This window comes from Galbibacter marinus (genome assembly GCF_000300875.1).
Lineage (GTDB): Bacteria > Bacteroidota > Bacteroidia > Flavobacteriales > Flavobacteriaceae > Galbibacter > Galbibacter marinus.
Map to the genome: position 1 here is coordinate 1 of NZ_AMSG01000021.1, position 23,264 is coordinate 23,264.

The window sequence follows — 23,264 nt, forward strand, 5'->3', positions numbered from 1 at the left end:
TTTACATACTTAAATATACGAAAATTTATACTGTTTAACGAATAAAACCATTATAAAATAGCATTTAACCTACATATATTAACCTGATATTTCCCCAAATTTGACGAAGAACCCATTACTCCGAAATAGCCACCACCCCTATAAATGTCCCAAAGAATGATGTTTTCTCTCCCTGAGGGTAAAGGATATTCAGTTGCTGTTAACTACCAAAACAATGTGTCAAACTGCTTTTCATTCAAGAACAGCCATGGATTAAGATCTTTGACAGCAGTCAACTTGGCTAAAGCTGCCCACTGGCTACCTATAGCAAAGGATGAAAGAGGAGCGTTCTCTATGAAAGATATTAAAACGCTGTATAACAATGAATTAATGATTCATAGATTTTTGGACGTGTTCGGCATTAAAGCGAACAAGCCAAAAAATAAAGAAAAAATCAGGCAGCTAATGACCTACGGGGCTAGGGCTGCGTAAAACTAAACGAACCATTATTATGTAGAACGTATCCAAAATGCTGCATAGTGGAGTGATTGTCATCTCTAATACCTGTGACATTTAACCAAATTACTCTATCGAGTCTTTGGCTTGGTGGGGTGATTTTTTGATTAAGTTATGAGATTATCCTAATACAGGTTGGTTATTCTGTTTATTGCCGTTTTTATCAATGTAAAATTCATATATCACGTTGAATTGTTTTCTTTTAACAAGGGCTCTACCATTTTTGAAACTATAGGCGTCATCATAAATAATGTCTATGATCGTTTCACCTTTTTTATTAATGTAACCGAAAAAATCTCCTTTTCTTACTACGGCTAAACCTTCAGAGAATTCCTCTGCATAATCATAGATTAGGGGAACTTTGGTTTCTCCATTTTCCATAATAAAGCCATATTTATCCTTGTAATTGATGGTTATATATACTAGGGCTACACCATCTATAAACTCGTATGCTTTACTATATTTGTGCTTTATCAAAATATTACCGTCTTTGCCAACATATCCAAATTTTTTTAACGTTGGGTTATAATGAAGATTTAATTTGTCATTCCAGCTTGTTGAAATTGCTTTTGGTTCTTCTATTGAATTATTTAATAAATAATGCTTTTCCAAAAAGCTATTAAGCTGTTCCAGTTTATTAATGTTTTGCAATAAAACCTCTTCATCCATAAAAAATGCATATTCATTTTTTCCATCAACTTTTAAAACGAAAATGTTATCATCTAAAAACCCATGCCTAAACAAAAATGTTTGATTTTCTTTTTCAATCAATAACGAATCTTTACCTAAATATTCCCATTTCCCTTTATTAACAATACCGTTTAATGATATTAATAACTCATTATTTCCTCTAAATATATACACCAATTTGGTGTTGTCTTCTTCATTAAGTAGAATCCAATATTTGTCCACAAAATTTGTTAGGACATTAAGTTTTTTGCTGTATTCTTTTATTTTAGGAATAATGTTAGAGATAAAAGTTTTCATAATGGTAACGCTGTCTTTTTATAATCTATAACCTGTAAAACGATTACCTTCACTATTTATATAAGAAAGGATATGAGATCCTACGTCTTCAATATTTAGAGTATATCTCTCTTTCCGTGTTTTTATGTGTATTTTTTTATTTTCTAACATATATGTTCCAACTATGGCTGTTGATTTATCAAAAATAAATTTAACTTCGTTCTCATTATTGAAATATATGATATAATTTTTAAACTTCCATGCTCCGTAAAAATCTAAATAGCTATAGTTTGATTTCTCCACAGCTAGATGTTGTTTATATTTTTGATATAATGTCCATGTATGTTTTGGATACAAATTGTTTCCGTATATCGACATATAGCTCTCGTAATCTTTTATAAGCAGATATACTTTCTTTTCAAATTGCTCTTGTGATAATAGACTGACCCTTAATAGATTATGCAAATGCTTGTATTCATCTAAACTTTTTACTTTTTCTTTTACTAGATTAGTTTTTAGGATGTTACTATTCTGTTCTATAATCTCTAATTTTTCATGATATTCTTCATTTGTCAGTATCCCTTTTTGCTTCAATACAAGTAAACTCATTTCCTGCTCACTGGTTGAAAAAACTCTTTTGAATTTTTGAGTATTATTTGCAGGATATGAGATTCGGGATGAGTTATAAAAGTATATTATTATAATTGAAATCCATTGAAGCGGTACAAAGAGAACACAGAAAGTTAAGTAAATCTTTTGTGGAAGTGTGTATCGTCCTGACGTCCAAACGTAAATTGTTGACCAAGTGGCAAGTCCAACTATAAAAGTAACTACTATTTCTTTCATAGGATCCGAAATTAGTTTAAAAAATTATTTGGTTATTGAATGTGAATGATACTACAATTTTAATACGTTATAAACACATACATATGGTATGTTTAGATTTTTTTAAATAATAGCTTTAATTTGACAATGGTTCGTTTAAAAATGGATTAAATAGTTGAATATTAATAAAACAAAGCAAAAATAATGATCGAAAAATTAAGGCAACTCTCTGATTAGTATATTAGTCGTTTTACGACAAGCAGCTAAAATATGACTCACAGAGAGAATTCCAGGTATAAAGATCTTACAAAAAGCATTCTTAACAAAATGCCAAACATAGGGAAACGCCATAATAATTTCATTCTGGAAGTCTTTGGACTATTACTCTCCATAAAAGGAAGGGTTAATTTTCTTAGTCTTGCTCGCTATGGGAATCGTGAAGAGCAAGACTACAGATCGCGTTTCGACAAGGATTTTGACTACCTTTCCTTTAACACTCAACTGGCATGATCACGGGAGTGGTGATTTCACCATTGCCTTTGATCCAAGCTATGTGAGTAAATCAGGGAAAAAGACTCCTGGTGTTGGCTATTTCTGGTCTGGCTCTGCTGCTCGAGCAAAGTGGGGTCTTGAATGAAATGGCAAACCTGCTATTAAAGATAGACCAAATGGATGCGGCATATGTAGATAAAGTTTCTGATCAGATCTATGAGCAACAACCTTTTTTCCTATCAGTGCTGTTAGGTTATAGCAAAGATATTTCTATGGTGGAGGTAGAAGAAATCATGAAAGTTTATTTTCTAATATGGGAATATTTTAAATTAAACCAGAATCTTCCCAAAAAGAAAATAACCCAAACTATGTTTGAGAAAGCTCAACAAAAAATAATACAAATGCTTCACTATAGTGAGGGAGAACCAGAATCCCTTAGAGACCAAATTTACGAGGTAGAATTTCAAAACCTCAAGTCTAAATCATTATGGGCAGCTGTACTATTTCGCTTTCATAATCGGCCAGCTCTGATGAATTTAAATTCAGAAAATAAAGGAATAATCCTGGTGGGGATTCTAAGCTTTATTCAGTGCTTTGAAGCGCAATAGAGGTATTTTTAAGCCTTGATGGGAGTAATTATCAATCAGGGTTTACTTAGCCGTTCATCTGAATATACCTTTTCTTAATAAGACCTCTTTCTAACTACGAAGGCATTTCATCCAAACAGCTTATAAGTTTCACGGAAACTGTGCCTACGCTCCTACTCCAACCTAACACCCAACAACCTCCACCTTACTCTTCCCACTCTGTTGTTTACTTACCTTGATTTGAACTGGTATACGCTCAGTCATTTCTTGCACGTGAGAAATCACCCCGACTTTACGACCCTGATTATGTAAGCGCTCAAGAGCATCCATAGCAATGTTGAGTGTTGCAGGATCCAGTGACCCAAAACCTTCATCAATAAATAATGATTCTACTTTCATTCGAGCTGAAGATAAGGATGCTAGCCCCAGTGCAAGCGCTAGGGAAACCAAGAAAGATTCTCCACCTGATAATGAATACACCGTTCGCACCTCATCCCCCATGTCCTGGTCTAGAACTTGGAGCCCAAGAGAATTCGGTATTCTCTGAAGGATATAGCGCTTACTCAAAACCTCCAAATGAACATTCGCATAACTTAACAGCACATCTAGGGTATATTCCTGAGCAATTTGACGAAACTTTTTACCATCCGCAGAACCAATAATCTCATTGAGTTTTGCCCAATTCTCCACCACATCAGCTTGCTTATTGATACGCTCTAATAAGGTACCAATGAGCTTCTTGTTCTGAGTGTCTTGATTTATCTTAAAATCAATCTCATTGGATGCTTGTCTATTTTTCTTTAAGGATTCTTCAACCTCCACGCGTATGGCAGTCAATTCCTCCAGTGACATTTCAGAAGTACGCTGTTTGGTATGGGTATCCAATGTTTTAGTACGCTCTTTTAATACAGAATTTGCTTGCATAACCCCTTCATCAATTCCGCGTAAACTATTTCTTTCAGTCTCAATCCAGTCTTGGCTATATTCTAATAAGCTTAATAAACCCTCTTGACTAAGAATCGTTTCATTCTGCGCATTATAATCTGAAATCCAATTCTCAAGCTGACCTTTAAGTTCAGCTACTTTCTTGGATAAACTATTAACATCTTTTAAAAGTTGCTCATATTGGGCACTATTTCGGGTAATGTCTTCATTTATTTTGTCAAGTACTTTCCTTTGATCCTCCAAAGTTTTCTTCGCAGATTCAACCGCTGCTTTTAACTTGGCTTCCACTTCTGTTACTGGCGATCCCTTAAAAAGAACTGTCCGCTGCTCTAATAGCTTTTTATTTTGATTTTGCAAATCAGCATACTTTTTATGAAGAGATGTCACTTCTTCCCTAGTAACATTTAAAGGAGTCTCCAACGCTTTGCTCTTTTCAGAGAGTAACTCCTGTTTACGCACTAAAGAATCAAGCTTGGAAATATTGCTTTTCCAATTACTAGAAAAATCTTTAATCTGAGAAACAAAAGAATCTGGATTGCTCTGCCAATTCTCAAACCACTCCTTGGAACTAAAATACCCTGATAAAGCTTCTTTAAGCTCCTCTAAGTTTTTATTGATCTTATCTCTTTCATTAGTATCATTCTGTTTCTGTTCCTCCAAAGTTTTCAGGTTTCTTTCAGCATCCTTAATGCTGTTAAGAATCTGGTCATATTCTATTTGAAGTTTGTCAAGCTGGGATCTATGATTTTCAAGTTCCAACTTCTGCTTATTATAGGATTGAAGTGCTTCTTGTAATTTCTGCTGTCTCTCTTTTTGCTTTTTTAATTGTTGTTGTAACCAAGAGCTTCTTTCCTCTTGTGGAAATGTATTACACTGAGTTGAAACCTGAAATGATGACCAAATCCTTTTAAGTTCGGCTAAGTCAGTTTCCTTCTCCAGGAGCTTCTTCTCTTGCTCCTTAATTAACTTTTCTAGTTGTGTAGCGTTTTGGCCTAGCGTATTGTGTAAGGTCAACTGATTAATATACTCAGAATCGATTTTCTTATGCTCAGCTTCCAACTTATCAAGCACATGATCAAGACCTGGATGGTGCGTAGCATATGGATGGTGCGAACTACCACAAACTGGACAAGGCTCTTCAGGGACCAGGTGACTTCGTAACTCCTCTACACTTTCTGCCGCAGCTAATTTTGCTTTTTCAAGCATTTTTAAAGATGCATCTTTTTCCAATGTTTTAGTAACAAGAAGTTTTTTGGCTTGCGTTAACTTAACAGTGGTGTGCTCTAATTCCTCTTTATTACTTTTAAGTGTCTGTTGTAATTTATCTTTTTCCGATACAGCTGAAAATAACAACTTCCAATGAGCTGTTGCACCAATAAGATCTTCTATAGAGGTATCCAGAGCAGCTTTTTCTTTCTCATTTTTCTCGAACGAAACTTTAGATAATGCAGCAGTCAAAGACTCGAAGTCACTCTTTTTTTGTTTCAGATCACCTTCTATAGCATCACCCTTATTAAGGAAATCCTCCTGCTCTTTTCTGTTAATTAAGATATCTTCTTCAGCCTTTTTTATGCGAGCATTATAATACTTAAGATTTTGCAAAATCCCCCCTGCATCCTGAAGTTTAGATAAGATGAGATTTTCCTGTTCCGCTATGGGCCCACGAGATTCATTATCAGCCTTCCATTGTTGTAGTTCAAGGATTTCTTCTTTAACAGATCCTAGTTCAATTAAAACCTCAGCAGATTCCTTTGTCTGGAGTGTAAGCTTACGATTTACACGAATAAGCTCTTCACTAGCATGTTCTACCTGCTCTGATTTTTCAAGGAGTTTTACATCTAAGGCTTTTGCTGCGTTTAATAGTGGTTGAGCTTCCTGCTCTTGCTTCTGCTTTATATCAAAGGCTGCATTGGCTTTTTTAAAGCTTTCATCGGCTTCTTTTTTATCCTTCTTTAAAAAATCTATTTTAGTAGAGAGCTTTGAAGCATTATCCGCTTTTAAGGAATGTTGCTGCTTTACCCCATTTCGCTCTGTAAAAATTGGCCTAGCTGATTGTACTCCTACAATCTGTTGGAACTTCACTTCTCTAGGTTTGGCTTCTTCTTTAGCTTTAAAGGCACTATCATATTTCTGCTTAGCCGATTGCACACTCCCTTGAAGTTCAATCCACCTCTCATGCCAACTAACCTGTTTATTTAATTCCTCAAATCGCTTCTCATCAGCCTTGACAAGGGTGCCTAACTTTTCTTTTTGAATCTTATAATCCTTTAATTCTTCAGTGGTTAGGGTGGCTATTCCTTCCCTTTGTACATCTAATACTTTGAGGTTTTGGGACTCCTCTTTATGATGTTCGTATACTTTTTTAGAGATTTCTGAATAGATGTGAGTTCCTGTCAGTTTTTCTAATAAGGATGACTTTTCATCCTTTGCAGCTTTTAAAAAGGCTGTGAAATCTCCTTGAGCTAATAAAACAGAACGGGTAAATTGCTCAAAATTAAGCCCCACCAAACGTTCGATTTCTGGAAGTAATTCTGTTTTCTTTCCTGGTATATCTTGATCTGTTGAAATGTTTTTAAGTGACATCTCATAGGGTTGCAAATTTCCTTCCGCCTTATTACGTGCTCTTCTTACGCTCCAAGTTGAGCTGTAGTGATGACCATCAACTCCAACGAAATCTACTTCCGCATATCCACTAGATGAGCCATCTCTTAAAATTCCTCGCACATCACCTTGTTTGATGGTGCTTCCTTTTACATCTGCTACATCTATTGAGTTTTCTGCATGCCTGTAACGAGGTGTTCTAGCATAGAGCGACAGACACAAGGCATCTAATATGGTTGATTTCCCGGATCCTGTAGGTCCGGTAATGGCAAAGATCCCTGCAGAAGAAAGTGGCTCGTTAGTAAAATCAATTACTGTTTTTCCACCAAGGGATGCTAGATTATGTATGCGAATAGCAAGTATTTTCATTTTTTAATTGTCGGTTTCATTGACCTCTTGTGCTACTTGTAGAAATAGTCTTTGAAGGTCTTTAGGAACGGGGTTATTGTATTTACTTTGGTAAACTTTATCCAGAACTTCCATTGGTTGTAGTTCTTTAAGCTCTTCAGAGCTTATCACTTTACTTTCCTTAGATTTAGAACTTGAAGCTGCGTAGCGTACATCTATTTTAGCGAGTCTGTAGTTTTTACCTTGCAGAGCAGTTTCTACCTTATGTCGTAATCCAGGCTCTGGTCCTTCTAATAACACGCGGACTTCCAAATAGGGTGCTGTATTTGAATCTCCCGTAAAAGGTTCTAATTGTTTCAAAGCATTTAGTACTTCTGTAAGCGAACTATGCACTGTTGGAGTTCTTTTCAGTGGAACTGAAACAGGTATCTCGATGGAATGCAAGTTTTCTATTTTGTCCTCCTTAATATCAAATACTATGACTTGATGCTTATAATTGGTTTCTGAAAAGGACATGGGTAAGGGACTTCCACTATAGCGGATATGCTCTTTCCCTCCAATGCGCTGAGCTTTGTGAATATGTCCTAATGCTACATAACGGATACCAGTATCAAATGCGGCTGCTGAAATGCTTTCCACGCCTCCCATAATAAGCCTTTCTGTGTTATCGAGGTCTCCAACTTCTGCTTGTTGGGCGTGCAAGTGTCCCATTGCTATAATGGATTGTCCTTCTTCTTTCTTTGATGCCGCATAAGTATATGCTTCTTTATAGAAGGAATTAACGCCTTCTGTATATGGATTAGAACAATTAGGTACGGAAGGGTAATCCCCCATCCGTAGAAAAGGAGCTGCTATACACCATATGGCAGTATTTCCTTGTTTATCTTTTATTGGTATAGTGAGGTTACTGTAATCAATAGCGCCATTTCGATCTTTTTGTACAAGTCCTATAATATGAATATTAGAAGATTCTAAAAGGGGTTTAGGTGATTCTAATCTGGAGGCTGAGTCATGATTCCCAGCGGTAACGATAATTTGTAATTCCGGGTTTTGTCTTACTGCTTGGTTTAGAAATGAGTAAAACAATTTTACAGAAGCTGCTGATGGATTGGAGAGATCAAATACATCTCCACTTACAAGCAAAACATCTATCTCTTGTGTGGTGAGGGTTTCTAGCAGCCAATTTAAAAACTGCTGGTGCTCATAACTACGGTCGTATTCATGAAAGAGTTGTCCTATGTGCCAATCAGCGGTATGTAATATTCTAATCATCTAGTGGTTTTAATTCAGTGTAAAGTTATTAATATAGTCAACAGAGTTACTTTTGACAACTTACTTAAAATGTAATTTTATCAGTGTCTTTCCTGTTGTTTGTTACCTCTATAAAATTAAAAATATTAACTACAAAATCGTTGAGGAATTCAGTAAAGATTTGAAATGTAATAAATCCTTTTAAAATTGAATTTATAGTTTATATTTGCTACTTAAACCTTAATCAATATACTATGTTTAAAAAATTTCTTTTTTTCGCGATCCTACTAACTAGTATGGTTACTTTTGGCCAAGAAGTACGTTTTGGAGCCCAAGCAGGTTACCTTAATATGCAAGACAAAGCTACTTATGATGGTACTTCAGTTTCTGAGAACTACTCTGGCTTTTTTGTTGGTGCTTTAGCTGATTTTACTTTATCAGAGAGTTTTCATTTACAACCTTCTTTAAATTATGGGAGTGTAGATGACACAAGTTTCTTGATCATTCCGGTTATGGCACAATACCATATCCAGGAATCTGGATTCTATGTTCAGGCTGGTCCTCAAGGAACTATCTCGTTGGAAGATACAGCAGAAGGGTTTAACTCTTTTGGTTTAGATCTTGGGGTTGGTGCTGGTTATCAAATCAATGAAAACTTTTTTGTTGAGGCTAAATATGCCTTTGAAATCACCAATAGGTATTCAGGAGATGGCAGTGATGATATAAAGAGTCGTATCAACACTCTTAGCGTTGGATTGGGTTATAAATTCTAATCCAGAATAAAAATATAATTTTTTAAAAGGAAGCAATACGCTTCCTTTTTTTGTCTGGTATAACTTTATGTTGTAGGTTGAAAAACTAGAGTTTTTCTGAAAGTTTTGTCTTGCTCACATAGTCATAATTGAAGCCTTTTCATATTATTTTGGCGAAATCATAAAAAACAGACGAAAAGAATTGCATATGACCCAGAACTTGGCAAAAAAAGTTGGTAAAAAGCGCCCCTACATTTCGAGGATTGAAAACGGGGAGGATATACGGTTGTCAAATTTTGCACTGCTAGCCAATGCTTTGGGATTGTCTATTGAGTTAAAACCTGAATAGGCAAAAGGCACAATTCACTACAAAAAACAGTATAACACTTTATCTGAAAGCGTTCTGAACTGCTTATCCTGACGAAAGCAAGTTTCAAACATCAAACATTGCGGATAATACGACTACTTAGAATACTCTTCTTTTTCAAGAGCAGCGGAACTATAATAGAAAAGAATACAATACCGTTAAAACGAACCAGCATTGACTCAAACATCAAAGCAATAAACAAGGCCAAGAACACCGCAAATTCATTGGAACTACGCCTCATATAAAAAGCTAGCCAGGTAAAGACAAACAAAAGAATAAAAATTCCGATAACACCTGTTTCAAGCCAAGTCTGCAAAAACTGATTATGGGCGTTATAACGGTGCTTTGCATGGTTTTGATACTCAGATCCCAGTTCTTTATATTTAGCTACCAGAACATCCTTAGCATCCCCTATTCCGTATCCTAATAAAGGAGCTTCTTCAATAGCCATTATAGCTGCCTTCCAAGTAAGCCAACGGTCATTTTCTGATATGGGGAGTTCCTGAGTATTTAACGCTGTATCATTAGTCCTACCTTTATCATGAAAGAAATGAGGATTCTTCACAAAAACAATGGTTCCCAACAAAAACAAACAAACCAGTATGTAACGTTTAGATTTATCCTTGACTTTCCATATAAGTAATATACCCATTACAAACAGCGTATAATAAGCAGCCTCATTACCTAGAAGAAATAAGTAGGCAAACAATATCAACACACAAAATAATCGCCAAACGGTATTCAATTCCTTTTTAAGATAATAACTCAGCACCAGTAGTATATACAACGAAACATAACTGGGACTAACAACATTGGAGAACTGATCGTTCATAAATAGTCTCCAGGACACTGTTACCTGCTCCCACAAAGAGGTAGTTTCTACTTGTACGGTTGTGAATACATCATAAAGGACTGTAGAGAGGTTCATAAAGAAGGAGAATACCAATCCATAAAGCAAAAAGTCAAAAAGTTTTCGAACGGAACTTGCATCCTCTTTAACAAATAGAAATATTATTGGAAATAACAACAATGACAAAGATCTGACAATAAGATCAAACCCGTCAGGAAGGTTATCGGTATACAGAATACTAATAAGTAAAATCAGAAAGTATAAGGGAAATGCCAACAGCACCTTGTTTTCACGAACATAAGCCTTATCGGCTTTGATAGTGTTCATTGCACCGAAGATAATGGCAAGTCCGAAAAAAGGTGTAGGATAATTAATATCAATAGGCAGCAAAAAAAAAGCGATGTAAAGGCTGTTCCAGAAAACACGCTGAACAAGCGTACTGTTTTCATCGTTATAGAATAAGCTTCTGATATATTTTATTGTTTTATCCAACGACCAATATATTAATTAAGTTCTACTACTATTTCAATAGGTTTTAATACGCCTTATCTTCTCCTTGGAAGACGTTCAGGACGGTTTGGATAATAATTTTAATATCCAATGCCATAGTCCAATTCTCCAGGTAGAAGATATCAAATTTTACACGGTTAACGATATCAGTATCCGTTTCAATTTCACCGCGGTAACCGCGAACCTGAGCAAGTCCGGTGATTCCGGGTTTTACAAAATGGCGAACCATATACTTATCTACTTTCTTAGCATACAACTTTGTATGGAGTACCATATGAGGACGTGGCCCCACTACGGACATCTGTCCCCAGAATACATTAAAGAATTGTGGTAATTCGTCAATGCTGGTTTTCCTGATAAAAGCTCCCATTTTAGTGATTCTCATATCTCCCTTAGTGGCCATTTGCTTATCAGAATCCTTATTAACGGCCATGGAACGAAACTTTAAACAAGCAAACTCTTCTGAGTTTATCCCATTCCGGTACTGTTTAAAGAATATAGGCCCTTTAGACTCTAACCGGATTAAGAGCCCAATTAATGGTGTTAACCATGAAAGTACCAAAACAATCACAAGACCGGAAAAAATAATATCAAAAGCTCTTTTTAAGTAATAGTTAATTGAATTCTCCAAAGGGATATCTCTCATGGAGAGAATTGGAATATAATCGTAATACTCATACTTCAAACGCTTGGTGAAGATGTTCTTATTATCCGGAATGAACTTCACTACCTTTAGGTTATTATCGGCAAAAGCAATGATCTCCTCCAGCTGACTGTTTTTTAATTCCGCTACGGAACAATAAATTTCATCTACGTTATGTTCTATAATGTATTCAAAGCACTGCTGAAGCGAAAACCCATAACCTCCTACATCAAACTTTCGTTTAAAATCGTATCCAAACTCCATCCGTTGCTTAAAAACTTCAACCAATTGATTGGTTTTCTTATTGTCTCCAATGACAACTGTAGTTCTGCGGTTACCTCCTAGAGTTTCCCTGTAGCGCATCAATAGGTAATACATCAAGATCTTAAAAAAGGAAACCAGTACCAGACACAGGATAAAATATTCAGCCAACAATAACCGGCTGATCATGGTTTCTTTAAAGAAACCGATAAAGGCGTATAATAAAAAGAAGAATACAGTAAATTGCTTAAACAGCAGAGTTAAGATAAGTGGCAATTTTGCATAGCGTTGAACATCATAGAAAGTATTACGAATAGAAATTACAATCCAACCAAAAGTCAAATAACTAAAGAACAAGATTGGGTTATATAACCGTATTGGCAAATAATATGCTAACAATAACACTATTCCCAAATCTAAAAAATACGTAATAGGTTTTATAAGTTTATAATAACTTTTTTGCACAGCGTTTAAAATTTATTATTCGTAATTATGCATAAATAAAGAACAAAAGTATTATTAATTCAAATAATTTATACTTTTACAAAAAAAATAAATTGAAAATATTACACATTACCGAGTCATTAGGCGGAGGAGTTTACACCTATTTCAAGGATTTGGGAGATTTTATCACATCGAAAACACACAACAAAACTCTTGAAAATATACTCATATACAGCCCTAACCGGAAAGAACTAAATAAACAAAAGCTACAAAAAGAACTTTCCCTAGTGTATACTTTAAAAGTCGTCAAGATGACTCGCGAAATATCACCAATAATAGATTTGATTGCCATATATAAATTAATTAAGGAAATTAAAGAAATTAAGCCAGACATAATTCATCTACACTCATCAAAGGCAGGGGTTTTAGGTCGTATTGCTTCAATTTTATTCCCAAAGGTTAAGGTGTTTTATACGCCTCACGGTTATGCATTCACAAGAGAAGATATCTCAAAGTTCAAAAAGAAATTATATTGGAACATTGAAAAATATGTGACAAAAATTTTTGGAGGCACAACAATAGCATGTGGCGACACCGAATATGAATATGCATTAAATATTGGACCCGCTGTACTAGTCAGGAATGGTGTTAAACCTATAACCATCAAAAATGAGGATAAAGATGAGTTAGAGGATCGGGAAGTTTTGATAGGTACGATTGGAAGAATTTCGGCTCAAAAAAACCCTAAATTATTCAATGAAATAGCCAGACATTTTCCAGATATAAAATTTATCTGGATTGGGGATGGAGAGTTAAAAAACAGCTTGACCTCAAGAAACATCACTGTAACTGGTTGGCTTGATAGGCGAGAAGTTCTAAAAATGACAAATTCGTTCACAATTTATTTACAGACTTCGCTTTGGGAAGGCCTCCCATTCACAATTTTGGAGGCCATGTCCTTAGGGAAACCAATAGTTGCAACAAACGTCATTGGGAATAAAGATGCGGTTTCCAATGGATATAATGGGTACTTATGTAACGATTGTATACAATTTAGAGAAGCAATAAATAAAATTATTGAGAGTGAAGACCTCCAAAATCAGTTCTCAAACAATTCATTGGTTAGAATAAATGATGACTTCAATCTAGAATCAAATTTTAAGACACTATTTAATATATACATTTCTCATACTTAGTAAGCAAATATCTTCAATAAAATATTTTAATTTCGAAAAATGAAAAACAAAATAATTTACTTTTTTAGCTTTTTCATTAGCAAAGCCAGTGTTTTTATCGCTCCCCTTCTTCTTTCACAAACCATGTCAAGTTCAGATTATGGAATGATTGAATATGCCATTGGGGGACTAGGCTTCTTGATAAGTTCTTTAATTGGTTTTGGGATTCCGGCATCTACTGGTTATTTTTTATTGTCAGAAAAAGACTATGAGTCTAAGGAGGGGTACAATTTATATCTATTGTTTTTAATTTTATATTTAATTGTTGTTCAGCTTTTATATTTTGTACTTCCGCTGGAAATATATCTTTCCTTCGTTCTCAGCTATATACTTGCTAACCAGGTTTTTTACTCCTATATATTTAAATCAGAGACTAAAAATATTTATGCGACCTTTATAGAAGGTGGAATATATTTTGTATTCCTACTCCTAATATTGGTTAGTCGCATCACCGAAGTCAATATGAATATTGGTGATTTTATTTTACCTCTATTAGTTTATTCTGGTATTTATGTCATATTTGGCATTAAGAATAACATAAACCTTAATTTTAAAACTTCTTTGAAACAATTATTGAAAATTGGAAAGTACAGTGTTCATTTATTGCTTAGTTCATTTTTAGTAATTCTGTTATTAAACTCAGGGAGATTTATTTTGGAATTTTTCACAGAAGATTATGAAACAATTGCAATATTTGGTTTCTACCTCAGAGTATCTGGAATCTCCTTAGTACTATTTCAAATGTTATTTATATTATATTATAGGGAAATCTACACTAGAAGTTATCTCTATCTCGATAGAATATTTGCAATTTTTCTATATGTAATTTTAATATATTCCATAGGTAGTATATATATTCTCCCTAAGGTATTAATTAATATCTCATCCTTTTTTCAGGAAACATATGTTACAAATTCGTCAATTTTAATAATACTAACATTCTTCACTTTCTTTTGGGCTGTTTTCAATATATTTTCAAACATTTTTGTACGAGAAGGGCTAGTAAAATACTTCAATTATCTTTTAGTATTTATTTCTTTATTATATGTAGTTTTTTTAATACTTATGCCTCAATTAAATGTTATTCAGTTTGCTGTTGTCCAATTTATAATTGGAATAGTCACAGTGACCGCACAGCAAATCATTCTTATAAAAAATGGATATATATTTAAAAAATCCATAATTGTCATTATATTGACAATACTAACTTCTATTCTGTTTTTAGCGAATTATTTGATATGAAAGTATACTCTCCCAGAAATGCAGCCATTTACGGTATTCTTATATGGATACTATTCTATTTAATTTCTCCTATTTCATATTCTTACCCTATTTCTAGCGTTTCAATTATATTGTTACTCGGTTCATACCTATTGTTTTTCTTAGGCTATTCTATTGGAAGTAAGGTAAAACATCTTAGGATAATATCTACTAATTCAAGGAGAAATAGTATAAAGCTATATTACATATTCTTAGGTATATCGGTTTTATCTGTGCTTTGTTTATTTATTGACAGTTTTGTAATTAGAGGGATTAATATTAATAACGGTGCATTTGAGAATAGAGAAATCCTCGAAAATTCGACTCCAAGTATAATTGGAATATTTGGTAACATTATTAAGGCAAGTGTATTTCTGAATTTCTTCTTATACTTTCAACATAATTTTAGGAAACCCTACTTATTATATGCTAACTATGCGTTAATAATGTATTTTATTTTCGAAAGCTTTTTAACAGGCTCTAGATCTATTCCGTTTTTTTATGTTATTTTGATTATACTTATACTTTTTCACTTTAAAATAATCCAACTTAAAATTAAATATTTATTTTATTTAGGAATTTTAGGAATATTATTTTTCATATTATTAACTGAAACTTTTATTTCAAGAACCATCGAGTTTACTGGTACTAGGGAGCAAGCAATCATATTTATATTAAAGAAAGGGACATACTTAGATTATACTAAAATTGACGAATCCTTTTTATCATTCGTAATAAGTATAGATTCCTATTACCTGCAGTCTTTTTTCGTGGGTTTAGCATCCTTCTATGGCTATTACTTACATAGTATAGTAGAATTTTCTTATTTAATTGATCACTTTGATTCTCCCGCACGGCTTGGTTCACATACTTTTTTTGTGATTGCAAAGTTCTTTAAAATTATATTTGGTGGAGGATACGAATTAACGTTAAATTATGTTCCAAGACCAGGTAAATACACAACTTTTTTCGGGGATATATTTATGGATTTTAAATATTATACCCCATTTTTCATGATGCTTTTTGGTTATTGGCAGTCAAGGCTATATAAATCAGTCATAGCCAAAAACAACTATACAATCATTCCACTAATTTTATTTTTATGTATCTTAAACTTTATTTTTCCAGTTTTCAACTTGATTACCGGTGGAAAAGGTATATATCTTATTATTGGGCTAATTTTACTAAGTTACATGTATAGATTTCTAACTCAAATTAAATCATAAATGTTCCAAAAAGCAATTAAAATATTCGCCATTATAACCCTCTTTGTGGGTTGTAATTTAAGTTCAAATAAGCTAGAAGTTCAAAATAAAAGTGTCGTTAAAAAGAAGTTTAGTGATGTGGAATGGGTGAAAGATGAAAAATTCAATTACGGTGATATTAGAAGGTATGGATTTAGTGGCCCCATGCTAAATAACGTACAGATTGATTCGATATTTCTTTTGGCAAGTAAAGGAGTTAAAGTTAAATTCCCTAGTGGATTTTATAATATAAATTTAATTATTGAAAATAAAAAAAATATAAATATAGAATTTAATAAATCCGTTATATGTGGAAAAATTAGCTTTGAAAATGTTGAAAATGTAAACATCACGGGAGAATTTACGGCTTTAGACATGATGTTTTTTAAAAACTCCAGCAATATTAACATAAATGGCGCTAGGATAGCTACTAATATAGCTCATAATCTGTACAATGAGGCTAATCGAGGAGTAAGTATCTATAGCGGCTCCAAGAATATTTATATAAAAGATTTAAAGATTTTAAATTCAGGAGGTAGTAGTCGAAGATTTATTTACAACCAAGCCTCCCTATTAATTCATGGCTTCCTAAATACTCCACAAAATATAACCATTGACAATCTTTTGATTAGTAATTCCAAAAGAACTGGCGCATACATCAGTGGTCGAGATCATAAGTTTAAAAAAATCGTGATTGAAAACTTTGGGTCTGGAGAGCTCAATTCCAACATAAAACCTATTGAAAAAGCAGAAATTGGAGGAGAAAAAAAATTTAGTGGATTATGGTTAAATTTAAATGAGAACAACATTATTGATAGCTTAATAATTGAGAATAACAATTCATCACTTCCATTGATTAAATTTGACAAGAGTTTAGGATACATCCCAAATGTAATTAAAAATATGTCAATCACAAATAACAGAAATAACTACTTAATTAGTGAAAACTCTAACACCTTAGTTCTAAATGAATTTTAATTTTAAAGCAGATATAAGACATTCAGTATTCAGTATATTAATAGTGTTATTCATTATATCGTTTCCATTAGGATACAGGATAAACACAATGCTGTTATATGTCTTTTTAATTTTCTTTTTCACTGACAGCAAAAGTTCGATAAAAAATAAATGGCTAAAAATTAAATCAAATAGGGTAATAAAAGCATATATAATGTTTTTTTTAGTTCAATTTATTGGATTAGTGTATTCAAATGATTTCAATGAAGCATCAAAAAAAATACTTTTATTATTACCAGTAATATTTTTACCTGCAATCATATTATGTGAGTTAAAAGTATTCTACAAACAGAAGTTATTTCAAATTATTAAAATACTCATACCAGTTAATTTCATATTAATAGCATTATACTATAGATTATTCCTTAATTATGAAGGAATGGATAGATTTGTACAAATTACATATATTGATACAATAGGGATTAGTCAATTCTATTTAATTTTTATTCTATTAATGCCACTGCTAATTATTCTTAATGATATAAAAAAGGAAAATCTTTATTTAGATATATCACTAATTGTGGTTTTAAGTTACTTCGTAATAATAATGAATAACTTTACTGGTGTCGCCTTTTTGATATTTATTCTATTCTTAACACTTAAAAAAATTCTAAGAAATAATAATAATAATAAGAAATTATTTATTTCTATTGTTGGGTTCGGGGTGGTTCTTTCATTATTCACCATAATAATTGCAAACAATAAGTTTGAAAGGAAGTTTCAGCCTTTAAAGTATACCACTTTAAATATTGAAAATATTAAAACCAAAAATAAATATGCTTATACCAGGAATACTCTAGAGCACAGAATATACATTTACAACTTAGTATTAACAGACTTAAAAAATACATTTCCATTCGGTGTTGGCACAGGCGACACCCAGAGTTATTTAAATAATTTATATCTTGAAAATAACTTTTTAACTGGTATAAAGCTTAAATTAAATGCCCATAGTCAATATTTACAAGAATATTTGAAAACGGGGTTAATAGGGCTCTTTACACTTATTTTTTTGGTCTATACATTATTGCGGTATGTAATAAAAGTAAATCAATATTACTCCTACTTTATTATTTTTTTCTGTATCGGGTGTCTCGTGGAAAGTTACCTCAATAGATATCATGGGGTAATAATATTATCCGCTTTAATACCTATATTAATATTTAATGAAGATGATCAAAATCGCTAGCCTTCAATGTGATTTAAAACATTTATAAAAGCAGCATTTAGATTTTTTATATTTTCCAAGCTAATACTCGCTTTGTTTCTATATGGGTCTGCAATCAGACCTCTATAACTAACCGAATTCAAAAACTGCATATATTGAATTTTTTCCTCCATATCGAAAGGTCTAAAATTAGAAGATACCACTTGATTAATAATATCTTTAATTTCATCAAATGAATTAATATTATAAGAACTTCTTACATTATTAAAATAGGTACTTACCAAACTTATTACTGGTTTACCGCTCAAAATGCACTCGATTGATATTGTTCCAACAATATTGATAAATAAATCAACTTTATTAAAAACGTCATCCATTCTAACTCTACTATTTAAAGCTACAATATTATCATTATTCTTTACGAGTTGAATGATTTTTTCATTTATTTCAAATGAAGATTTTGGATTTGGTTTGACATATAAAACATCATTCGATCCAAGCTGTGTAGCTATTTCTTTAAGGGTGCTGGCTTGATCTGAAAATTTCCTTCCCCATACATCAATACTAGATTCTGGTTGCATATGTAGTGGAAAAAGGATTACAAATCGAGAAGAGTCAACCGTGTCAACGGCCATTTCATTCCATTTTTTTAAATAGTTTTTATTTTTTAGTTCTTTCGTAAACTTATAATAAGGTGATGGTGTATTAAATCTTTCTCCTTCCAAATAACCTCTTAAAATATTTATTCTGTCCTGTAATTTCTCGATCCTAGTGGTTTTCTGTGGCACCATGTAATTCGGGATAACTTCCCTATGCGCTATACATTCAATAATTTGCTTAGCTTCATCAACATTTAGAGTTTCGTTACTACCTCCAAATATTTCTAAAGTGTCATGTTTGTAGAATGCAAATCTATTTATTGGATACCTACAAGTTCCTGGGTGTAGATATAAAATATCTCTTTTTTTACATGCCTCTATCGTTATTAAATGATGAAATGATGTTGGTTCACCAAAAACTACATCAGGCTTTATATCATCAATTAATTTATTGATCTTCTCGTCATAATAATAGAAATGTTCTTCTGACTTTAATGAGTAAAAACGTAATTGGCGATCAGTAGAGATTATGTCATCCAAATAATCATTCTTTCTAGTAGAAGTACTTTTACCATTTGGATAGTCTATACAAAAGGCTTTCCCATTTTTAGGAATAAATCTATGGTTCATTATTAACCAATATATTTCATGCCCTTCCTCCTCAAGTGTGCTTGCAATTTCAGAATATAAATTTGTAATATATCGACTTTCAACGAAAAGAATTTTTTTATTCATCACTAATAGTACTTTTAGGGTAATATAGAAATTAATTGGTTTTAATATTTAACATAAACTCTGCATATTGAAAATCATACTGGGTATCTATATCTATAGAATTGGTTCTATCCATTAAATAAGCAAAGGTGTTTTCTGAATAATAAATACCCTTTTCCAACATTTCTCTTTTAAATACAAATACCGCTCCATTGGGGTAGTAAGTTTTTTTCTCCGATTGTCTATTCGCCACTCTACTTTCAAAAATAGGTAAAATTCTTCCGTCATTGGACAAATGTTTATTCCATGTTATAGGGTGATGTTCTTCACAGAAGCTAATTACCGAATCAGCATTTTTCTCTATAAACAACCCAATGGCATTATCAACATCTGTGTGCGTTCGAAGTGGGCTAGTTGGCAACAAAATAACAACATTATTAATCCTACTTCCGTTTGAATCGTCTAATCTATTCAAGGTATAATTATACACATCCACCGCTAAAGCGTCATCACCTGCCAGTTCTGCTGGCCTCATAAATGGAACCTCAGCACCATATTCTTCTCCTATAGCAGCAATCTGTGGATCATCAGTACTCAATATTACTCTTGAGATTGACTGGCTTTTTAGGGCGGCTTCTATAGTATAGGCTATCAATGGTTTCCCTAATAATGGCAATATATTTTTACCGGGTAAACCTTTCGACCCGCCTCTTGCTGGTATTATAGCTATCATTAACTTATATGTTTTATAAATTCTTGAGCATGATCATAATCTACTGGTTTACCAATATCAATCCAAAATCCTAGAATTGGATTATACAATAATTTTTTACCATCTTCTACCAGTTTATCCATCAGGGTTGTGATATCATAAAATTCATTTTTTGGAATCTCATCAACAAGTTCCTTCTTCAAAATATAAATACCAGCGTTGGATTGATATCGAAACGTTGGTTTTTCCTTAAAGCTTTTCACATCGGAACCATTGGTTTCAAAAACTGCATAAGGCACATCCACTTTATACTCTGTGGATGCCACAATCATATCTCCTTCTTTATTTAATATATTTAAATATAAATCTTCGAAATCAATATTGGTGAAGAGGTCACTATTCATAAGTAAGACATGATCTGTTTTAAACTCGGGAACAAGAGATAATGCTCCAGCTGTACCAAGAGGCTCATCCTCCCATACATATTCAATTTGAACGCCTTTTTTACTTCCATCCCCAAAATAGTCTTGGATTTGTTGACCCAAGTATTTCAAAGAAATGTAAAACTTAGTGATTCCGAATGATATTAAACGATCAATATTGTGTTCAATGATGGGCTTACCTCCAAGTGGCAGCATGGGCTTCGGCATTTTATCAGTTAATGGACTAAGTCTTTTACCTCTACCGCCTGCCATAATCATGCATTCCATAGGCAGTACCGCTCTGGTTTTAACCAAATCTATGATTCGCACCAGTCGCTTTTGATGGTCTAGAATAGGTAGAATTTTAATGTTATTTTTATTGTATTCACTTAATTGGATAAATCTATTATTCTTGTTCTCTAATTCATATGCAAAATCATAATTACAAATACTTCCTACTTGGAGATCCAAGTCAGCGTATTTGGCCAAAGAGCGACGTATGTCACCATCTGTTAACGACCCAATTACTGCGTTTTCTTTGTTTATAACAAATAAAATCAGTCGACTAATATTACGAAGGGCGTTTAGCTTTACCAGCGCTTCTAGTATGGTGCTATTTTTATGTATAAGTAGACTTTGTAAATCCATGATTTCTATCTAATTTAATAACTCCCATTTAATTAAATCATCATTACTCACATCAACCTTTAGGCTTCTACCGACTACAAAGTTGACCTGATCTGGTGGAATATGAGTCCCAGGTCTTTTAGCGGAAAGATCATCTTTGGTTAGGACATGACCTTTATTAAGATCCTTATTGACAACTAAACTCCTTCTAAATCTTAATTTTTTACTTTCCTCGGCTTCTGAGACAATTCTTTTATAGCTTCCTAATGCATTAACAATGTTTTTAGAATCTTCGCATATTACTTTTAATTCCTTAGGGTCCGCTGAGATTTCATGATCCCAACCTGGAAGGTCTTTATCAGTAGTAAAATGTTTTTCTATAATACAGGCTCCAAGAGCGGCCGAAGCAAGCGGAATTGAAGTTCCAATGGTGTGATCCGAGAAACCCACTGGCACATCAAACGTACGCTGCAGAGTAGTGATATTATTCAAATGAATATCTTCATAAAGCGGTGGATAAATAGAGATGCAGTGTAAAAGCATGATCTTATCATTCCCCTCCTTATAACAGGCATTAAGTGCCGTTTCTATTTCCCCCAATGTAGCCATTCCTGTAGATATAATTACAGGTTTCTGATATGATGCGACCTCTCTTAAAAAAGTCAGGTTATTAATATCCATAGAAGCTATCTTAAAAAAAGGAACATCAATATCGTTGAGTAATTTGGCTTCTTTTTCAGAGAATGGTGAGGAGGCAAAGGTGATTTCTTCATTCTCACAAAAATCTCTTAGCTCTTTGTGTTGAGCGTCAGTTAGGGCATACTTTTCAACCATTTCTTTTAAAGACCCAAAATGCTTCTTTTTAGAATCATTATACACCTGGTTACGTTCGTATTCTTCTTTTGCAATCAGTGATTTAGAAGTCCATGATTGAAATTTAACGCAATCTGCACCGGCATTTTTAGCAGAAAGAATCATTTCTTTAGCTAAATTCATATCTCCGTTGTGATTTGCTCCAATTTCTGCAATGATATAGGGTTCGCAGTAGTTGTGTACTAATTTTCTATTGTCAATTTGAATTTTTTTCATATCATTTCTGTTTCTTCCCACCAAAATGGGAATTTGTTCAATTTGATGTTTTTGTTTTTATAATTTTCCAAGTTTTTTTCGAAAGCATCAAGACGCTCCAATTCTTTATTTAGATTCGGGTAGAATTTCACTAGGGCGCTATAATGTCTTTTCTTCACCATAGTTGCTTTATATATGCTTTCAAATGTCAGCTCATTTGATAGCCCTGCAGTGTTTTGTTCATGTTGGTTATAGATAGTCGTGCAATCATGTAAAAAACTTCCCTTTAGTTTACCATTGTTTAGGAATTGGTAGAAAACAAACCAATCTGTAGCCCAAATGTTATTGTCTCGAATAATTTTTGTTTTTAAAACTTCTGATCGCACACCTGAATTACCAAGACCTATTATGTTCTTATCTGCAAGAAAATCCTGGTCGAAATTAAAGCCATGTTCCATGCGATGGGACCAAACATTAGCCGCGATAATTTTTCCATCTTTACTAATGGACAAATCATTACAAACAATGGGGTCGAGCGTTAGACCAGAAATCGTCTGCTCCACACGATTCGTACTCATCCCATCATCAATGTCCTGAAAAATCACATATTCATAACCTTGGTCAGTTAGGAAATGAAAAGAATCAAACCGTATGTTAGGAATCGATTTATGTTTGCTATCAATGATCTGAAAGGATGGCGACAATTCTTCCAGATCATCTTCTGATATAGTAGCGCCATCATTAAACAGTATCACGTCGAAGTCATTACAGTTTTGCTTATTGACAGAATCGACAAAACTTCTTAGATACTTCTTGGCAACAGGGTATATATAACTTACTAATACGGCCTTCTTCTTCATG

General features: G+C 33.2%; 21 protein-coding genes. 10 read left to right on the forward strand and 11 right to left on the reverse strand.

Annotated elements, in window-relative coordinates; all coding sequences use genetic code 11:
- Positions 1-156 precede the first annotated feature (156 nt).
- Positions 157-471 (forward strand): hypothetical protein, encoded by a 315-nt coding sequence (locus I215_RS12310; protein WP_008992303.1) that lies wholly within the window; start codon positions 157-159, stop codon positions 469-471.
- A 144-nt stretch (positions 472-615) separates the two neighbouring features.
- Here I215_RS12310 and I215_RS15755 read toward each other — a convergent pair whose 3' ends face one another.
- Together I215_RS15755 and I215_RS12320 are read right to left on the reverse strand one after the other, a co-directional pair.
- Positions 616-1,482, reverse strand: coding sequence for a WG repeat-containing protein (locus tag I215_RS15755; RefSeq protein WP_008992304.1), 867 nt, complete (start codon positions 1,480-1,482; stop codon positions 616-618).
- 18 nt (positions 1,483-1,500) lie between these two features.
- Positions 1,501-2,307: a hypothetical protein gene (locus tag I215_RS12320; protein WP_008992305.1), complete on the reverse strand. Its 807-nt coding sequence runs from the start codon at positions 2,305-2,307 to the stop codon at positions 1,501-1,503.
- Between the two features lie 406 nt (positions 2,308-2,713).
- On the opposite strand from I215_RS12320, the gene I215_RS15955 reads away from it, so the two are divergent.
- Positions 2,714-2,923 carry a hypothetical protein gene (locus I215_RS15955; RefSeq protein WP_008992306.1) on the forward strand — a complete coding sequence of 70 codons (210 nt, stop codon included), beginning with the start codon at positions 2,714-2,716 and terminating at the stop codon, positions 2,921-2,923.
- A gap of 31 nt (positions 2,924-2,954) precedes the next feature.
- Positions 2,955-3,386: a hypothetical protein gene (locus I215_RS12330; RefSeq protein ID WP_237738963.1), complete on the forward strand. Its 432-nt coding sequence runs from the start codon at positions 2,955-2,957 to the stop codon at positions 3,384-3,386.
- Positions 3,387-3,548: 162 nt separating this feature from the next.
- On the opposite strand, the gene I215_RS12335 is transcribed toward I215_RS12330, so the two are convergent.
- Positions 3,549-7,280 (reverse strand): AAA family ATPase, encoded by a 3,732-nt coding sequence (locus I215_RS12335; protein ID WP_008992308.1) that lies wholly within the window; start codon positions 7,278-7,280, stop codon positions 3,549-3,551.
- 3 nt (positions 7,281-7,283) lie between these two features.
- Complete coding sequence (locus tag I215_RS12340; protein WP_008992309.1) at positions 7,284-8,531, reverse strand: exonuclease SbcCD subunit D; 1,248 nt, start codon at positions 8,529-8,531, stop codon at positions 7,284-7,286.
- Between the two features lie 233 nt (positions 8,532-8,764).
- On the opposite strand from I215_RS12340, the gene I215_RS12345 reads away from it, so the two are divergent.
- Together I215_RS12345 and I215_RS12350 are read left to right on the forward strand one after the other, a co-directional pair.
- Positions 8,765-9,283 carry an outer membrane beta-barrel protein gene (locus I215_RS12345; protein ID WP_008992310.1) on the forward strand — a complete coding sequence of 173 codons (519 nt, stop codon included), beginning with the start codon at positions 8,765-8,767 and terminating at the stop codon, positions 9,281-9,283.
- A gap of 160 nt (positions 9,284-9,443) precedes the next feature.
- On the forward strand, positions 9,444-9,611 hold the full coding sequence (locus I215_RS12350; RefSeq protein WP_262486295.1) for a helix-turn-helix domain-containing protein: 168 nt from the start codon (positions 9,444-9,446) through the stop codon (positions 9,609-9,611).
- Between the two features lie 91 nt (positions 9,612-9,702).
- On the opposite strand, the gene I215_RS12355 is transcribed toward I215_RS12350, so the two are convergent.
- Together I215_RS12355 and I215_RS12360 are read right to left on the reverse strand one after the other, a co-directional pair.
- Positions 9,703-10,971: an O-antigen ligase family protein gene (locus tag I215_RS12355; RefSeq protein WP_008992312.1), complete on the reverse strand. Its 1,269-nt coding sequence runs from the start codon at positions 10,969-10,971 to the stop codon at positions 9,703-9,705.
- A 43-nt stretch (positions 10,972-11,014) separates the two neighbouring features.
- On the reverse strand, positions 11,015-12,358 hold the full coding sequence (locus I215_RS12360) for an exopolysaccharide biosynthesis polyprenyl glycosylphosphotransferase (protein WP_008992313.1): 1,344 nt from the start codon (positions 12,356-12,358) through the stop codon (positions 11,015-11,017).
- Positions 12,359-12,450: 92 nt separating this feature from the next.
- Here I215_RS12360 and I215_RS12365 point away from each other — a divergent pair, with 92 nt between their 5' ends.
- The 5 genes from I215_RS12365 to I215_RS12385 are packed head-to-tail and all read left to right on the forward strand — an operon-like array spanning position 12,451 to position 18,282.
- Positions 12,451-13,533, forward strand: a complete 1,083-nt coding sequence (locus I215_RS12365; protein WP_008992314.1) for a glycosyltransferase — start codon at positions 12,451-12,453, stop codon at positions 13,531-13,533.
- 39 nt (positions 13,534-13,572) lie between these two features.
- The gene (locus I215_RS12370; protein WP_008992315.1) at positions 13,573-14,814 is read left to right on the forward strand and encodes an MATE family efflux transporter; all 1,242 of its coding nucleotides are present in this window, start codon (positions 13,573-13,575) and stop codon (positions 14,812-14,814) included.
- On the forward strand, positions 14,811-16,058 hold the full coding sequence (locus tag I215_RS12375) for an O-antigen polymerase (protein WP_008992316.1): 1,248 nt from the start codon (positions 14,811-14,813) through the stop codon (positions 16,056-16,058). The genes I215_RS12370 and I215_RS12375 overlap by 4 nt, the downstream gene beginning before the upstream one ends.
- Positions 16,059-17,054: a hypothetical protein gene (locus tag I215_RS12380; RefSeq protein ID WP_008992317.1), complete on the forward strand. Its 996-nt coding sequence runs from the start codon at positions 16,059-16,061 to the stop codon at positions 17,052-17,054.
- Positions 17,044-18,282 (forward strand): O-antigen ligase family protein, encoded by a 1,239-nt coding sequence (locus I215_RS12385; RefSeq protein WP_008992318.1) that lies wholly within the window; start codon positions 17,044-17,046, stop codon positions 18,280-18,282. The genes I215_RS12380 and I215_RS12385 overlap by 11 nt, the downstream gene beginning before the upstream one ends.
- Here I215_RS12385 and I215_RS12390 read toward each other — a convergent pair.
- From I215_RS12390 to I215_RS12410, 5 genes are read right to left on the reverse strand one after another with little or no spacing between them, the layout of a single operon-like run.
- Positions 18,279-19,595: a hypothetical protein gene (locus tag I215_RS12390; protein WP_008992319.1), complete on the reverse strand. Its 1,317-nt coding sequence runs from the start codon at positions 19,593-19,595 to the stop codon at positions 18,279-18,281. The two genes, I215_RS12385 and I215_RS12390, sit on opposite strands and share 4 nt — an antisense overlap.
- A 31-nt stretch (positions 19,596-19,626) precedes the next feature.
- Entirely contained in the window at positions 19,627-20,307 is a 681-nt protein-coding gene (locus tag I215_RS12395) for an acylneuraminate cytidylyltransferase family protein (RefSeq protein ID WP_008992320.1), read from the reverse strand.
- A complete protein-coding gene (locus I215_RS12400; protein ID WP_008992321.1) occupies positions 20,307-21,356 on the reverse strand; it encodes a nucleotidyltransferase family protein in 1,050 nt (349 codons plus the stop codon). The genes I215_RS12395 and I215_RS12400 overlap by 1 nt, the downstream gene beginning before the upstream one ends.
- Positions 21,357-21,365: 9 nt before the next feature.
- Positions 21,366-22,424 (reverse strand): N-acetylneuraminate synthase family protein, encoded by a 1,059-nt coding sequence (locus I215_RS12405; RefSeq protein ID WP_008992322.1) that lies wholly within the window; start codon positions 22,422-22,424, stop codon positions 21,366-21,368.
- A complete protein-coding gene (locus tag I215_RS12410; protein ID WP_008992323.1) occupies positions 22,421-23,263 on the reverse strand; it encodes a family 2 glycosyl transferase in 843 nt (280 codons plus the stop codon). Before I215_RS12410 ends, I215_RS12405 begins: the two co-directional genes overlap by 4 nt.
- Position 23,264: the final 1 nt, after the last annotated feature.

Bases quoted from the DNA above. Each gene is read 5' to 3' on its own strand.
- I215_RS12330 (WP_237738963.1), top strand. From the start codon at position 2,955: ATGGATGCGGCATATGTAGATAAAGTTTCTGATCAGATCTATGAGCAA.
- I215_RS12390 (WP_008992319.1), bottom strand. From the start codon at position 19,595: ATGAATAAAAAAATTCTTTTCGTTGAAAGTCGATATATTACAAATTTA.
- I215_RS12335 (WP_008992308.1), bottom strand. From the start codon at position 7,280: ATGAAAATACTTGCTATTCGCATACATAATCTAGCATCCCTTGGTGGA.
- I215_RS15755 (WP_008992304.1), bottom strand. From the start codon at position 1,482: ATGAAAACTTTTATCTCTAACATTATTCCTAAAATAAAAGAATACAGC.
- I215_RS12345 (WP_008992310.1), top strand. From the start codon at position 8,765: ATGTTTAAAAAATTTCTTTTTTTCGCGATCCTACTAACTAGTATGGTT.
- I215_RS12400 (WP_008992321.1), bottom strand. From the start codon at position 21,356: ATGGATTTACAAAGTCTACTTATACATAAAAATAGCACCATACTAGAA.
- I215_RS12370 (WP_008992315.1), top strand. From the start codon at position 13,573: ATGAAAAACAAAATAATTTACTTTTTTAGCTTTTTCATTAGCAAAGCC.
- I215_RS12310 (WP_008992303.1), top strand. From the start codon at position 157: ATGATGTTTTCTCTCCCTGAGGGTAAAGGATATTCAGTTGCTGTTAAC.
- I215_RS12375 (WP_008992316.1), top strand. From the start codon at position 14,811: ATGAAAGTATACTCTCCCAGAAATGCAGCCATTTACGGTATTCTTATA.
- I215_RS12320 (WP_008992305.1), bottom strand. From the start codon at position 2,307: ATGAAAGAAATAGTAGTTACTTTTATAGTTGGACTTGCCACTTGGTCA.
- I215_RS12395 (WP_008992320.1), bottom strand. From the start codon at position 20,307: ATGATAGCTATAATACCAGCAAGAGGCGGGTCGAAAGGTTTACCCGGT.
- I215_RS12385 (WP_008992318.1), top strand. From the start codon at position 17,044: ATGAATTTTAATTTTAAAGCAGATATAAGACATTCAGTATTCAGTATA.
- I215_RS12410 (WP_008992323.1), bottom strand. From the start codon at position 23,263: ATGAAGAAGAAGGCCGTATTAGTAAGTTATATATACCCTGTTGCCAAG.
- I215_RS12405 (WP_008992322.1), bottom strand. From the start codon at position 22,424: ATGAAAAAAATTCAAATTGACAATAGAAAATTAGTACACAACTACTGC.
- I215_RS15955 (WP_008992306.1), top strand. From the start codon at position 2,714: ATGGGAATCGTGAAGAGCAAGACTACAGATCGCGTTTCGACAAGGATT.
- I215_RS12380 (WP_008992317.1), top strand. From the start codon at position 16,059: ATGTTCCAAAAAGCAATTAAAATATTCGCCATTATAACCCTCTTTGTG.
- I215_RS12340 (WP_008992309.1), bottom strand. From the start codon at position 8,531: ATGATTAGAATATTACATACCGCTGATTGGCACATAGGACAACTCTTT.